Raw genomic sequence first — 13,808 nt, 5'->3', positions numbered from 1 at the left:
AAATAAGGTAATTATCTTCTTTTTATTATTTTTAATGTAAATCACGATATACGCCAATTACTTTCCCGATAACTGACACTTGTTTTAAAATGATAGGTTCTAATGAAGAGTTTTCTGGTTGTAGACGGAAATGGTCTTTTTCTTTATAGAAACGTTTAACAGTTGCTTCGTTATCTTCTGTTAAAGCGACTACAATTTCACCATTATATGCAGACTGTTGTTGGCGAACAACAACTAAATCTCCATCGAAAATACCAGCTTCAATCATACTATCTCCAGAAATACGTAACATGAACACTTGGTCTGCTCCGGAAACAATGCTAGCTGGAAGTGGGAAATGTTCCTCTACGCTTTCGACCGCTGTAATTGGTAAACCAGCAGTAACTTTTCCGACAATTGGAACTTGAATAACAGATTGTGTTTCCGTATCCATTCGGTCTTCGCCTAAAATTTCAATGGCACGTGGTTTTGTTGGATCGCGTCGAATGTATCCTTTTTCTTCTAATCGTGATAAATGTCCGTGCACTGTAGAACTAGAAGCGAGGCCGACTGCTTGACCAATTTCACGTACGGAAGGTGGATATCCTTTTTCTTGTACTTTTAGCTTAATAAAGTCGAGAATGTCTTGCTGGCGTTTCGTTAACTTTTCCATGTTTTCTAACACCTCGTTTTCTTTCATTTTTCTTATTAATAAGTATAACATGTGAAAAAACATTCTACAAACATAAGTTCGAACAAATGGCAGATTTATGTTACACTATAGGGAAATGATAGGGAGAAAGAGGGGTTCAAAATGAATGCAATTATTTATGCACGTGTGAGTACAACGAAAGAAGCGCAAGAAACATCATTATTACGTCAAAAAGATGAATTATTGCATTTAGCTGAGCGCTATCAAATGAATGTTACGAAGGTGATTGAAGAGCAGGCTAGTGGGTATACAATTGAACGTGACGGTATATTAGAGGTGTTAGATACAATTCGGGACGAACAAATTGATGTGTTACTTATACAAGATGAAACGCGCCTTGGTAGAGGGAATGCGAAGATTGCATTAATGCATTGTTTACATAAAGAAGGCATAAAAGTATATACACATACACATAATGGTGAATTACAATTGTCGGATTCTGATTCGATGGTATTAGATATTATTGGTATTGTTGAAGAATATCAAAGGAAGATTCATAACTTGAAAATTAAACGAGGTATGCAACGTGCAGTAGAAAAAGGTTATCGTCCAGAAAATAATTTAAAAAATCGTCATTTAAGTGTAGGAAGAGAGAAAAAAGAAGTGCCAATTGAGGAAATTGTACGTTTGCGAAAAAGTGAACTCACGTTTGAAGAAATTGCAGCAACACTACGTGGATTTGGTCATAATGTTTCAAAGGCGACTGTACATCGTAGATATGTAGAGTATACGAAGCAATTGCTTGATAAAGAAGAGTAACTATTGTATGATAATAATCAGTTTTGATTAGAAGGGGGATTCGAGATGATTAATCACGAACTCGTTGAACGCATTAACTTCTTAGCGAAAAAAGCAAAAGCTGAAGGTTTAACTGAAGAAGAGCAACGTGAGCGTCAATCGCTACGTGAACAATATTTAAAAGGATTTCGTCAAAATATGTTAAACGAACTTAAAGGTATTAAAGTTGTTAACGAAGAAGGTACAGATGTTACACCGACGAAATTAAAAGCTTTAAAAAAGCAAGATAATGCAAAATTAAATTAAAAGATGGGCGAAGCCCATCTTTTTTATTTGTAAAAATCCTTATTTAATAACTTTCCAGTTGTTATTAACGGTTGCTTCTATCGTTCTATGTTCCAATATATAATTAGCGATAAGTTCAGACATATCAGTGGGTATATCTTTTACTATCGGTTTGTTTTGAAACATAAAGAAATTTCCCCCGCCACTTGCACGATAATTATTCATTACAACGTCATATTCGTCATTCATATTAAGAGGAGCACTTTTATGCTGTAAAGATTCTACTCTTTCACCAATTGGTTTTGAAATGTTTAATACATATGAAATCCCTTCCCACATATCATAATTATAATGTTGTGGTTTTGGTTCTATGTAGGTAGGGCTTACGATGATGGATCCATCTGTTTTTAATGTGAAATAAGAAGCAGAGAGTTCAAGAGCATCTTTTATATCTGCTCCAGTTATTCTAATTACTTTTAATGTGTTTGGATAAATATAATTAGAAACGATGTCACGCATTGTTACATGTTCTGGGAAGCCTGGAGATGTATTATGGAACAAACTTGTACAAGAAATTGATACATTAGCTATATCCATCTGTATTTTATTTATGAACTCGATAAAAGGATGATCATGCAAACGAGTTTGCATAGCATCTGAAATTTTCATGTCCCCCTCAATAATTCCAATAGGTTGATCAAGCCACTTTTGTGTTTTCTCTTCGTAATCGGCTACCAATGAAAGTACATCTTGGTCCGCTTCAACCCCTTGTACAGATAATAATTCAGAAGAACTCTCTTTTTTCACCCATTTATGTTTCATTTTTTCGAATGTTACTTTTACTTTTCCAACTGAGTGTCCATTGCATCCGGTCTGTAAAATTGTTACACCGTTAGCCATTGTGTGAGAAATGTCTCGGTGTTGATGACCTGTTAGTAAAAGATCTATGCCTTCAATTTCCTGGCACATTGCATATCCTTGGTTTTCACCTGTTAACACTTCAGTCGGTTCCCCGGTTTGTAAATCACTTTCAAATCCACCGTGATAGGCTACGACTAATAAATCTGGTTTCTCGTGTTCGTGAATATAAGAAACCCATTTTTTTGTAGTCTCTAATGCATCTTCAAATAGTAAATCTTTAATATGATGGGCCTGTTCCCAATTTGGGATGTAATGTGTTGTTACCCCTAAAATAGCAATTTTTATATTTGATTCAATCTGTTTGATTATATAAGGTTTTCCGAAATAGGGTTTCTTTATGTTTTTATCTAAAATGTTTGCTGATAGGTACGGGAAGTTCGCAGTAGTCACAGCATTATTTAATATGTCCATCCCGTAATTAAATTCATGATTGCCGATAACTGCAGCATCATACTGTAGGTAATTCGCTAATAAGGACATTGGGTTTTTTTTGTTTTTTTCGTATGTAACATAATGATAAGTAAATGGTGTTCCTTGAATGAAGTCACCATTATCAATTAAAAGAACGTTTGTATTTTGGGAACGTTCTTTTTTTATAAGAGTAGAAATTTTAGCTAAACCAAGTTCTGCCGGGGAGTTATCTTGGTAGTAAATGGGATAAACAGTGCCATGTATATCGCTTGTTAATAAGATGTTTAAAGTTACAGTTTGATTTTGTTCCAATATGACTCACCTTTTCTATTGTTATCTTCCAATTCATCATATCAAATATGTGAAGTGAATTTTGATGTGAATGTATAGAATGTGTAAAGATTCTGTAAATAACAAATTGTGCATCAAAATATGTGATATATTTCTTCATGTTTACGGAAGCTTATTTCATAACAAGAAAAATGGAGGCATTAATATGTTGAAAAAAGTTTTTGCAATGAGTACAACAGTTGTACTAGCGGCGGGATTATTAAGTGGCTGCGGAGCGAAAGAATCAAGTGCAAGTAAAAATGAAGATACGAAAAAAGGTTATGTACCAAAGACCTTAAATGTTCAATTTGTTCCTTCTCAAAATGCGGATACGCTAGAGGCGAAGGCAAAACCATTGGAAAAGCTATTAAGCGATAAATTAAATATTCCGGTAAAAGTTAGTATTTCAACTAACTACAATACAATTGTAGAAGCGATGGCATCTAAACAAGTAGATGTAGGGTTTTTACCGCCAACAGCGTACGTGTTAGCACATGAAAAGAAGGCTGCTAATGTAATTTTGCAAGCACAACGTTTTGGAGTAGAGGATGAAACAGGAGCTCCTACAAAAGATTTAGTAGACTATTATAAATCTGAGTTTGTTGTTAAAAAAGACTCTAATATAAATAGTGTAAAAGATTTAAAAAGTAAAAAAATTGGTTATCAAGATGTAACATCATCAGCAGGATATGTATGGCCTGCAGCTGTTCTATTAAAAGAGGGAATTGATCCGCTAAAGGATGTGAAACCTGTTACATTAAAAGGCCATGATCAGTCACTTATTGCACTTTTAAATGGTGATGTAGATGCAGCTGTTGTATTCCAAGATGCTCGTAATATTGTAAAAAAAGATTATCCGAATATATTTGATCAAACGAAAATAGTGAAATTTACTGAGAAAATTCCGAACGATACAATTTCTGTACGCTCGGATTTAGATGCAGAGTGGAGTAAGAAATTACAAGATGCTTTCATTGAAATTGGAAAAAATGAGGAAGGCCGTAAAATCATTAAAGAAGTATATTCCCATGAAGGATATATTAAATCTGATGATAGTAAATTTGATATTGTTCGTGAATATGGAAAGACAGTGAAGACGCAATAATACATAGTGAAATGGCGGCTAGCTGGAAGGTGTGAGATTTCAGTTAGTTTGCCGTTTTTTAGTTATTGATAATACATTGAAAGTAGGTAAGATGTGTGATAGAGTTTCGAAATGTTTCCAAAATGTATCCGAATGGCACAAAGGGATTGAATAATATAAATTTAAAGATTCAAAAAGGTGAGTTTATTGTAATGGTCGGATTATCCGGAGCCGGAAAATCTACACTTCTCAGATCCGTAAATCGTCTTCATGAGATTACCGAAGGAGAAATTATTATTGAAGGTGAGTCTATTACTTCTGCGAAAGGAAAAGGATTAAGGCGTATGCGCCGGGATATCGGTATGATCTTCCAAAGTTTTAACCTTGTAAAGCGATCAACAGTATTAAAAAATGTATTAGCTGGTCGTGTTGGATATCATTCCACACTACGTACAACGTTAGGTTTGTTTCCGAAAGAAGATGTGGAGCTCGCATTTCAAGCATTAAAAAGAGTGAATATTTTAGAAAAAGCATATGCACGTGCTGATGAATTATCAGGAGGACAACAGCAACGTGTATCGATAGCTAGAGCATTGGCGCAAGAAGCAAAAATCATATTGGCAGATGAGCCTGTTGCATCGTTAGATCCACTTACGACAAAGCAAGTGCTAGATGATTTGAAAAAAATTAATGAAGATTTTGGAATCACGACAATTGTAAATTTACATTCTATTGATTTGGCTAGACAATATGCGACACGCATTATCGGATTACATGCAGGAGAAATTGTTTTTGACGGTTTAGTAGAAGAAGCAACGGATGAAAAATTTGCTGAAATTTATGGGGACGTTGCTCAGAAAAGCGAATTATTAGAGGTGGCAGTAAAATGAATGACATGACGATATATTCAAATGAAATACCGAAGCCGCCGAGTAAATTGAAACATATGTTAACGTTTATTTTAGTTATTTTAATGCTGTGGAGTAGTAGTGTACAAGTAGATGCATCATTTTCAAAACTGGTAGACGGTTTTCCAAATATGGTAGATCTATTGAAAGAAATGGTGCCACCTGATTGGAGTTATTTTCAAGTTATTACAACAGCGATGTTAGATACAATACGTATGGCGATTATTGGGACGACCTTAGGAGCGATTTTAGCTATTCCACTTGCATTGTTTGCAGCAAGTAATGTGTTTACTAACACATTTTTATATAGTCCAGCTCGAATGATTTTAAATTTTATACGAACGATACCAGATTTATTATTGGCGGCTATTTTCGTAGCGATTTTTGGAATTGGGCCACTTCCAGGTATTTTGGCTCTTACTTTTTTTTCAATTGGACTTGTAGCGAAATTGTTGTATGAATCAATTGAATCAATTGACCCTGGCCCACTAGAAGCGATGACAGCTGTAGGGGCTACTAAGGTGCAATGGATTGTTTATGGAGTCATTCCACAAGTAAAAGCACACTTTGTTTCCTATGTACTATATACATTTGAGGTGAATGTACGTGCAGCGGCTGTCCTAGGTTTAGTAGGAGCAGGTGGTATTGGACTATATTATGATCGTACACTTGGATTTTTACAATATCAACAAACTGCTTCTATAATTATTTATACCCTTATTGTTGTTTTGTTAATTGACTACATTAGTACATTGTTGCGGGAGAAACTATAATGAATAGAACGACGATGATTGTGCCAAAACCGAAGAAACTGAGTGTATATCGCTGGGTTATTTTTATAGCAATTACATTTGTTTATGTTTGGGCCTTTTCAGGAGTACCATTAGAAGGGATAAAGGACACAGCAGGTGAAATCACGAAAGCAATTATGACAGGGGTATTGAATCCAGACTGGTCGTATGTATCTTTGCCAGATGGTGAAGATTTATTGCATGGATTAATTGATACGTTGGCAATTGCGATATTAGGTACATTTATTTCTGCATTTTTATCTGTTCCGTTTGCCTTTTGGGCGGCAACGAATATGAGTAGTGGAAAATTAACTTCAGGATCTGGAAAATTTGTACTTAGTTTTGTTCGTACGTTTCCTGAATTAGTTATGGCTCTTTTATTTATAAAAGCTGTTGGTCCAGGCTCTTTTGCAGGAGTATTAGCCTTAGGATTACATTCTATTGGAATGTTAGGAAAACTATATTCAGAAGGAATTGAAAACATAGATAAAGGACCGACGGAAGCGTTACTAGCAACAGGAGCAAACCGTTTTCAAATACTTTGGTATGCAGTGTTACCACAAGTGTTACCAGACTTTCTATCGTATACGTTATACAGATTTGAAATTAATGTACGATCCGCTGCGATTTTAGGGGTTATCGGAGCAGGAGGGATTGGTACACCTTTAATTTTTGCGCTGAGTTCACGGAATTGGTCTCGTGTTGGGATTATTTTATTAGGTATTATTTTAATGGTAATTATAATTGATTTGATTTCAAGTTCGATTCGCAAACGGATTGTTTAACTTATTTGAAAAGCATCGAAGTTAGATGCTTTTTATATTTTTAAAAACGTATTTAAAAACGTAAGTATAGAAGAAATTTGTATAAATATACAGATAATTCTCTTTCTTTTTAAAATAAAAATAATGAAAAAGTATGTCATATTGAATGCCCATACATTCCCGGAAACATTGATTTTTTTATAAAAAATCAAAAAAATATCAACATATTTGTCGATACATGTTGTATAATCTTGCGTGGGAAGCTATCATATAAATGTATAAAACGTTTACTAATATAAGCGAAGGGAAGAATAGCATGTCACATTCAATCGAACAACTTTCTATCAACACGATTCGCACATTATCCATCGATGCGATTGAAAAAGCAAACTCTGGTCACCCAGGAATGCCAATGGGTGCAGCACCAATGGCTTATACATTATGGACTCAATTTATGAAACACAATCCAAATAACCCAACGTGGTTTAACCGTGATCGTTTCGTATTATCTGCAGGTCATGGTTCAATGTTATTATACAGCCTACTTCATCTATCTGGTTATGATGTAACAATGGATGACTTAAAGAACTTCCGTCAATGGGGAAGCAAAACTCCAGGACATCCTGAGTACGGTCATACAGCTGGTGTAGATGCAACGACTGGTCCACTTGGACAAGGTATTGCAACTGCTGTAGGTATGGCAATGGCTGAAAGACATTTAGCTGCTAAATATAACCGTGATGCGTATAATGTAGTAGATCATTATACATACGCTATTTGTGGTGATGGAGATTTAATGGAGGGCGTTTCTGCTGAAGCATCTTCATTAGCTGCTCATTTACAATTAGGTCGTCTTGTTGTGCTTTATGATTCAAACGATATTTCATTAGATGGCGATTTAAATCGTTCATTCTCTGAAAGTGTAGAAGATCGTTACAAAGCATACGGATGGCAAGTGATCCGTGTTGAGGATGGAAACGATATTGAAGCAATCGCGAAAGCAATTGAAGAAGCGAAAGCTGACGAAAAACGCCCAACGCTAATTGAAGTAAGAACGACAATTGGTTTCGGTTCTCCAAACAAATCAGGAAAATCAGCTTCACATGGTTCTCCACTTGGTGTAGAAGAAACAAAATTAACTAAAGAAGCATATGCTTGGACTGCTGAACAAGACTTCCACGTAGCAGAAGAGGTATACGACAACTTCCGTAAAACAGTACAAGATGTTGGTGAAACTACGCAAGCAGAGTGGAACACTATGCTAGGTGAATATGCGCAAGCATACCCAGAATTAGCAAACGAATTCCAAGCAGCAATGAACGGTCAACTTCCAGAAGGTTGGGAGCAAAACTTACCAACTTATGAATTAGGATCAAAAGCAGCAACTCGTAATTCTTCTGGTGCTGTAATTAATGCAATTGCAGAGTCTGTACCATCATTCTTCGGTGGATCTGCTGACCTTGCTGGTTCTAACAAAACATACATGAATAACGAAAAAGACTTTACAAGAGACGATTACAGCGGTAAAAACATTTGGTACGGTGTACGTGAGTTCGCAATGGGTGCAGCAATGAACGGTATTGCATTACATGGCGGTTTAAAAACTTACGGTGGTACGTTCTTCGTATTCTCTGATTACTTACGTCCAGCAATTCGCCTTGCAGCATTAATGCAATTGCCAGTAACGTATGTATTCACACATGACAGTATCGCTGTTGGTGAAGATGGTCCAACACATGAACCAGTCGAACAATTAGCAGCGCTTCGTGCAATGCCGAACGTTTCTGTTATCCGTCCAGCTGATGGTAACGAATCTGTTGCAGCTTGGAGACTGGCTTTAGAATCTACAAACAAACCAACTGCTTTAGTATTAACTCGTCAAGACCTTCCAACATTAGAAGGTGCAAAAGATGATACGTATGAAAAAGTAGCAAAAGGTGCATATGTAGTTTCTGCAAGCAAGAAAGAAACGGCTGATGTTATCTTACTTGCAACTGGGTCTGAAGTAAGCCTAGCTGTTGAAGCTCAAAAAGCATTAGCAGCGGACGGCGTTGACGCAGCTGTTGTCAGCATGCCATCTATGGATCGTTTTGAAGCTCAACCTGCAGAGTACAAAGAATCTGTATTACCAAAAGCAGTAACAAAACGTTTCGCAATCGAAATGGGTGCTACATTCGGATGGCACCGTTACGTAGGTCTTGAAGGAGATGTGTTAGGTATCGATACATTCGGTGCTTCTGCTCCTGGTGAGAAGATTATGGAAGAGTATGGATTTACTGTAGAGAACGTTGTTCGTAAAGTAAAAGAAATGCTTTAATGATTTCAGAAAAATCTCTCCGGCATGGAGAGATTTTTCTATGTAAATGAGTTTTTTCGACAGAAAAAGTTTTTTATCTCTCCGCAGTCAGACAATCATTGCAAATTTTCTTATATATAATGAAGGGAAAAGGTTGTCCAGATTGGGAGGGGAAAAATGAAAACGTATGAATTGTATTTAATTCAAGAGGATATTGCGAAATCTTATTTTGGTCGTGAATATTTGTTTTTTGATTTATTTGCTCGATTTTCAGAATCTGGGTCCCTTTCGGAGAAAAAAGTGTTATATAAACAAATGATGTATATAACGAAACCATTGCAAGTAATGAAAATTCATCATAAATTAGAACAAGCTTTGCGCGTTCTTGGTAAATATGATAGAACACATCATACACATACACTTTATACGGGAGCGGAGTACGGTGAAATAATGGTGAAACCACACTATATTCGTATGAATACCTCTGGAAATGTCTCTATGGAAACGACTTTCTTTGAGGTGTTAAGAAAGTGTGAATTAACATTTTTAGCTATGGATTATGAAAATACAAAGTACGGATGGCTGAATCCTCTAAAACAAGTACGAACATATGTGTAAAAAATGTCGAATTGTATCTTGTCTTATTGAAAAGGTTTTAGTACACTGTAAGGTAGACAACATGAAGGAGGAAAATATATGCCAATTTGGTTAGGTATTCTAGTGGGCGTAGTAGCACTAGTAGCAGGCGTGGCGTTAGGATTTTTCATTGCCCGCAAATACATGATGAATTACTTACAAAAAAATCCACCAATTAACGAACAAATGTTAAAAATGATGATGATGCAAATGGGACAAAAACCTTCCCAAAAGAAAATCAATCAAATGATGAGCGCGATGAACAAGCAACAAATGAAATAAGCGCTAAAAGACACTCACTAAGAGTGTCTTTCTTTTTGTTAGTTACAGTTTTTAAAACTTTTAAAAATTCTGTATTTTTGGTAAACTGAAAACATCGCTCATTTTAAGGGAGGAGGAAAAAAATGAAAGTGTTTATGAATTTAGCGTGGTTTTTTAAACAAGAAAAACGAGCGTACATAACCGGAATTATTTTATTATTTGGCGTTGCACTTTTAGAGCTCGTAGCACCAAAAGTAATTGGAATCGTTGTAGATGAAATTAATGATGAAACATTGACGACCGATAAGTTACTAAAATGGGTTGTACTATTAGTAATTGTAGGTATTACGATGTACATATTGCGTTACATATGGCGTATTATGATTTTCGGGTCTTCGTTAAAATTAGCTCGCCAATTACGAAAAAATTTATATGAACATTTTACAAAGATGAGTCCATCTTTCTATCAGTCAAATCGAACAGGTGATTTAATGGCACATGCGACTAATGATATTCAAGCAATCCAGCAAACTGCTGGAGCGGGTGTTTTAACGCTTGTTGATTCATTAGCTGTTGGGGGATGTGTACTCGTAGCGATGGGTTTTACAATTAGTTGGAAGTTAACATTGTTAAGTTTAATTCCGATGCCGATTGTAGCCATTTCGACAAATTATTATGGAACGTTATTACATAAAAGGTTTCATAAAGCACAGCAATCGTTTTCGGAAATTAATGATAAAGTGCAAGAGAGTATGAGTGGAATGAAAGTGATTCGATCGCTTGGACAAGAGAAAGAAGATTTGCAGGCGTTTCGAAAAAAATCAGAAGATGTTGTGCATAAAAATGTGTTAGTTGCACGTATTGATTCGTTATTTGATCCGACAATCGCTCTTATCGTTGGATTTTCTTTTTTAATTGCAGTATGTTACGGATCGGTATTAGTTGTAAGAGGTGAATTAACAGTAGGTGATCTCGTTACATTTACGACATATTTAGGTACCCTCGTTTGGCCAATGTTAGCGTTTGGATGGTTGTTCAATATTATGGAGCGTGGGCGTGCTTCATATGACCGTGTAGAAAAAATTCTTTCACAAAAATCAGATGTAGTAAATAGAGAAAATGCTGTACATACGATAGCGAGCGGTAATGTTTCATTTGCCATTGATTCATTTTCGTATAAGAAAAATGAACTGTTACATTTAAACGATATTCACTTTGATTTGAAGAAGGGCGAAACGCTAGGAGTTGTAGGACGTACAGGTGCAGGGAAAACGACTTTATTAAAATGTTTAATCCGTGAGTATGATCATTTTAATGGTGAATTAAAAGTTGGGGAGCGAGATATTCGAGATTTAACACTTCATGGTGTCCGTTCTGCCATTTCATATGTGCCGCAAGATCATTTTTTATTTTCAGCAAGTATTGGTGAGAATATTGCCTTTGGAAAGGCGGATGCTACATATAATGAAATTACCCAAGCTGCAGAGATTGCTTGTATTCATAATGATATCCTCCAATTTTCAGAAGGATATGAAACAGTAGTAGGGGAAAGAGGCGTTTCGTTATCTGGTGGTCAAAAACAGCGAATCTCTATTGCTCGTGCTTTATTAACAAATGCTGAAATTTTAATTTTGGATGATTGTTTATCAGCGGTAGATGCAAAAACAGAAGAGACAATTTTAAGTGCCTTAAAGAGGGAAAGAGCAGGGAAAACGACGATTATTACTGCACACCGATTAAGTGCAATTCAGCATGCTAATCTTATTCTTGTTGTTGATGAAGGTAGAATTGTACAAAGAGGTACACATGAGGAATTAATGAAGGAAAACGGCTGGTATAAGGAAATGTATGAAAGCCAGCAATTAGAAGCTTTAGTCGAGAAAGGAGGCGTATGATGGTAGAGAAGAAGCGAAGTGATTTAAGTAGATTGCTTTCTTATATGAAGCCATATAAAGGGTTGCTATCTTTAGCATTTATCTTTTTAGTTGGTGCGACAGTAACGGAAATGATGGGGCCTTTTTTAATTAAACAATTCCTTGATGAACACCTAGTACCGCGGGATTTTGAACGATCAGCACTCGTTACTTTATTTGTAATTTACATAGTTGCTCATTTATTAAAGGTATTATTTACGTATTTAAATCTATTGTACTTTCAGAACATTGCTTTTAAGATTGTTCAAGATATGCGAGTTGAAGTATATGAACATGTTCAAAAGCTGTCATTAAGTTTCTTTGATCGTACGCCAATTGGTACGCTCGTATCTCGTATAACGAATGATACGGAAGCGATTAAAGATTTTTATGTCAGTGTATTATCAACATTTGTGAAAAATGTAGTCTTTTTAGTAGGTATTTTAATAGCGATGTTTTTATTAGATGTAAAATTAGCGTTATTTTCTCTCATATTAATTCCGATAATGTTCGCGATTATGGTATTATATCGCCGGAAAAGTGCAGCTTTTTATTTAGAAGTACGTAATCAACTAAGCGTGTTAAATGCAAAATTGAACGAGTCCATACAAGGAATGAATATTGTTCAAGTGTTCAGACAAGAAAAACGTATGAGAAAAGAGTTTGAAGAAGTGAATAATAAACATTATAGTGCAGGGCGACGTACTTTGAAGTTAGACGCATTACTTTTACGACCAGCTACGGATTTAGTACATATTGTAGCTATTGCGTTAGTACTAGGTTTATTTGGGATTGATGCTTTAAAGAGCCCTGTTGAAGTAGGAGTTTTATATGCTTTTGTTAACTATATACATCGTTTCTTCCAACCTGTAAATGAGATGATGATGAAATTGTCCTTTTTCCAACAGGCACTTGTTTCGTCATCACGTGTATTTCATTTAATGGACGAGAAAGATTTAGCACCGGTTCAAAAAGGCAATGAGAATCCTCAAGTTGTCGATGGAGATATTGAATTTAAAAATGTTACTTTTTCATATGATGGAAAGCGTGACGTTTTAAAAAATGTATCATTTCACGTGAAACAAGGGCAAACGGTTGCTTTTGTTGGGCATACTGGTAGCGGAAAAAGTACGATTATGAATTTGTTAATGCGATTTTATAATATTAAGTCGGGAAATATTGTAATAGACTGTGTAGATTTAGAAAAATTTGAAGAACGAGAAATTAGAAAGAAAATAGGACTCGTATTGCAAGATGCATTTTTATTTGCTGGAAATGTAAAGCAAAATATTCGTATGTATAATGAAGAAATTACGGATGAAGAAGTAAAAGAAGCTGCTCGATTTGTGCAAGCGAATACGTTTATTGAAAAGTTACCAGAGCAGTATGAAACAGAAGTAGTAGAAAGAGGTGCAGCATTTTCAAGCGGTCAACGACAATTAATTGCTTTTGCTAGAACGATAGCAACGAATCCGAAAGTATTAGTATTAGATGAAGCAACAGCTAATATCGATACAGAAACAGAAGAGGCTATTCAAACAGCGTTGCAACAAATGCGAAAAGGTAGAACGACGATAGCCATTGCGCATAGGTTATCTACAATTCAAGATGCAGATCAAATTTTTGTGATGCATGATGGAGAGATAGTAGAAAGAGGAACACATCAAGAATTACTAAGTGAGCAAGGTTTGTATTATAATATGTACTTGTTACAAAATAAAGGGAGTTTGCAAAAGGCCTTGTAAATACAAGGTCTTTTTTATTTTGTATACAAAATAT

At 35.5% G+C, this 13,808-nt stretch carries 13 protein-coding genes; 11 read left to right on the top strand and 2 right to left on the bottom strand.

Annotated features, from left to right (window positions below; genetic code table 11):
* Positions 1-31: 31 nt before the first annotated feature.
* On the bottom strand, positions 32-652 hold the full coding sequence (gene lexA / locus AC0ONG_RS16865; RefSeq protein ID WP_000413739.1) for a transcriptional repressor LexA: 621 nt from the start codon (positions 650-652) through the stop codon (positions 32-34).
* A 141-nt stretch (positions 653-793) separates the two neighbouring features.
* On the opposite strand from lexA, the gene AC0ONG_RS16860 reads away from it, so the two are divergent.
* Together AC0ONG_RS16860 and AC0ONG_RS16855 are read left to right on the top strand one after the other, a co-directional pair.
* Positions 794-1,450 (top strand): YneB family resolvase-like protein, encoded by a 657-nt coding sequence (locus AC0ONG_RS16860; protein WP_000991471.1) that lies wholly within the window; start codon positions 794-796, stop codon positions 1,448-1,450.
* Positions 1,451-1,495: 45 nt separating this feature from the next.
* Complete coding sequence (locus AC0ONG_RS16855) at positions 1,496-1,735, top strand: DUF896 domain-containing protein (RefSeq protein WP_000607015.1); 240 nt, start codon at positions 1,496-1,498, stop codon at positions 1,733-1,735.
* A 39-nt stretch (positions 1,736-1,774) separates the two neighbouring features.
* Here the strand turns inward: AC0ONG_RS16855 and AC0ONG_RS16850 are convergent, their stop codons facing one another.
* Positions 1,775-3,358: a bifunctional metallophosphatase/5'-nucleotidase gene (locus tag AC0ONG_RS16850; RefSeq protein WP_000437465.1), complete on the bottom strand. Its 1,584-nt coding sequence runs from the start codon at positions 3,356-3,358 to the stop codon at positions 1,775-1,777.
* A 184-nt stretch (positions 3,359-3,542) separates the two neighbouring features.
* On the opposite strand from AC0ONG_RS16850, the gene AC0ONG_RS16845 reads away from it, so the two are divergent.
* The 9 genes from AC0ONG_RS16845 (at position 3,543) to AC0ONG_RS16805 (ending at position 13,774) form a co-directional block, all read left to right on the top strand.
* Entirely contained in the window at positions 3,543-4,481 is a 939-nt protein-coding gene (locus AC0ONG_RS16845) for a phosphate/phosphite/phosphonate ABC transporter substrate-binding protein (RefSeq protein ID WP_000915043.1), read from the top strand.
* Between the two features lie 95 nt (positions 4,482-4,576).
* Positions 4,577-5,350, top strand: a complete 774-nt coding sequence (gene phnC, locus AC0ONG_RS16840; protein ID WP_000569232.1) for a phosphonate ABC transporter ATP-binding protein — start codon at positions 4,577-4,579, stop codon at positions 5,348-5,350.
* Positions 5,347-6,141: a phosphonate ABC transporter, permease protein PhnE gene (gene phnE / locus AC0ONG_RS16835; protein ID WP_016077368.1), complete on the top strand. Its 795-nt coding sequence runs from the start codon at positions 5,347-5,349 to the stop codon at positions 6,139-6,141. The genes phnC and phnE (AC0ONG_RS16835) overlap by 4 nt, the downstream gene beginning before the upstream one ends.
* Positions 6,141-6,944: a phosphonate ABC transporter, permease protein PhnE gene (gene phnE / locus AC0ONG_RS16830; RefSeq protein WP_001082385.1), complete on the top strand. Its 804-nt coding sequence runs from the start codon at positions 6,141-6,143 to the stop codon at positions 6,942-6,944. Before phnE (AC0ONG_RS16835) ends, phnE (AC0ONG_RS16830) begins: the two co-directional genes overlap by 1 nt.
* Positions 6,945-7,239: 295 nt before the next feature.
* Positions 7,240-9,240 carry a transketolase gene (gene tkt / locus AC0ONG_RS16825; protein WP_000019774.1) on the top strand — a complete coding sequence of 667 codons (2,001 nt, stop codon included), beginning with the start codon at positions 7,240-7,242 and terminating at the stop codon, positions 9,238-9,240.
* Positions 9,241-9,396: 156 nt separating this feature from the next.
* Positions 9,397-9,837 (top strand): sporulation inhibitor of replication protein SirA, encoded by a 441-nt coding sequence (gene sirA, locus AC0ONG_RS16820; RefSeq protein WP_000860652.1) that lies wholly within the window; start codon positions 9,397-9,399, stop codon positions 9,835-9,837.
* A gap of 78 nt (positions 9,838-9,915) precedes the next feature.
* Positions 9,916-10,137: a YneF family protein gene (locus AC0ONG_RS16815; RefSeq protein WP_001123317.1), complete on the top strand. Its 222-nt coding sequence runs from the start codon at positions 9,916-9,918 to the stop codon at positions 10,135-10,137.
* Positions 10,138-10,259: 122 nt separating this feature from the next.
* Entirely contained in the window at positions 10,260-12,011 is a 1,752-nt protein-coding gene (locus tag AC0ONG_RS16810) for an ABC transporter ATP-binding protein (RefSeq protein WP_000862447.1), read from the top strand.
* Entirely contained in the window at positions 12,011-13,774 is a 1,764-nt protein-coding gene (locus AC0ONG_RS16805; protein ID WP_000229515.1) for an ABC transporter ATP-binding protein, read from the top strand. Before AC0ONG_RS16810 ends, AC0ONG_RS16805 begins: the two co-directional genes overlap by 1 nt.
* Positions 13,775-13,808 lie beyond the last annotated feature (34 nt).

The organism is Bacillus sp. TCT6, assembly GCF_056033845.1.
Note: the sequence above shows the minus strand (reverse complement) of the source record. Positions and strands in the feature narration are given on the sequence as shown.

What these genes read in the sequence shown, in the direction of transcription:
- AC0ONG_RS16805 (WP_000229515.1), top strand. Translation starts at nt 12,011, where the DNA reads ATGGTAGAGAAGAAGCGAAGTGATTTAAGTAGATTGCTTTCTTATATG.
- phnE (WP_001082385.1), top strand. Translation starts at nt 6,141, where the DNA reads ATGAATAGAACGACGATGATTGTGCCAAAACCGAAGAAACTGAGTGTA.
- AC0ONG_RS16810 (WP_000862447.1), top strand. Translation starts at nt 10,260, where the DNA reads ATGAAAGTGTTTATGAATTTAGCGTGGTTTTTTAAACAAGAAAAACGA.
- tkt (WP_000019774.1), top strand. Translation starts at nt 7,240, where the DNA reads ATGTCACATTCAATCGAACAACTTTCTATCAACACGATTCGCACATTA.
- lexA (WP_000413739.1), bottom strand. Translation starts at nt 652, where the DNA reads ATGGAAAAGTTAACGAAACGCCAGCAAGACATTCTCGACTTTATTAAG.
- AC0ONG_RS16860 (WP_000991471.1), top strand. Translation starts at nt 794, where the DNA reads ATGAATGCAATTATTTATGCACGTGTGAGTACAACGAAAGAAGCGCAA.
- AC0ONG_RS16815 (WP_001123317.1), top strand. Translation starts at nt 9,916, where the DNA reads ATGCCAATTTGGTTAGGTATTCTAGTGGGCGTAGTAGCACTAGTAGCA.
- AC0ONG_RS16855 (WP_000607015.1), top strand. Translation starts at nt 1,496, where the DNA reads ATGATTAATCACGAACTCGTTGAACGCATTAACTTCTTAGCGAAAAAA.
- phnE (WP_016077368.1), top strand. Translation starts at nt 5,347, where the DNA reads ATGAATGACATGACGATATATTCAAATGAAATACCGAAGCCGCCGAGT.
- AC0ONG_RS16845 (WP_000915043.1), top strand. Translation starts at nt 3,543, where the DNA reads ATGTTGAAAAAAGTTTTTGCAATGAGTACAACAGTTGTACTAGCGGCG.
- sirA (WP_000860652.1), top strand. Translation starts at nt 9,397, where the DNA reads ATGAAAACGTATGAATTGTATTTAATTCAAGAGGATATTGCGAAATCT.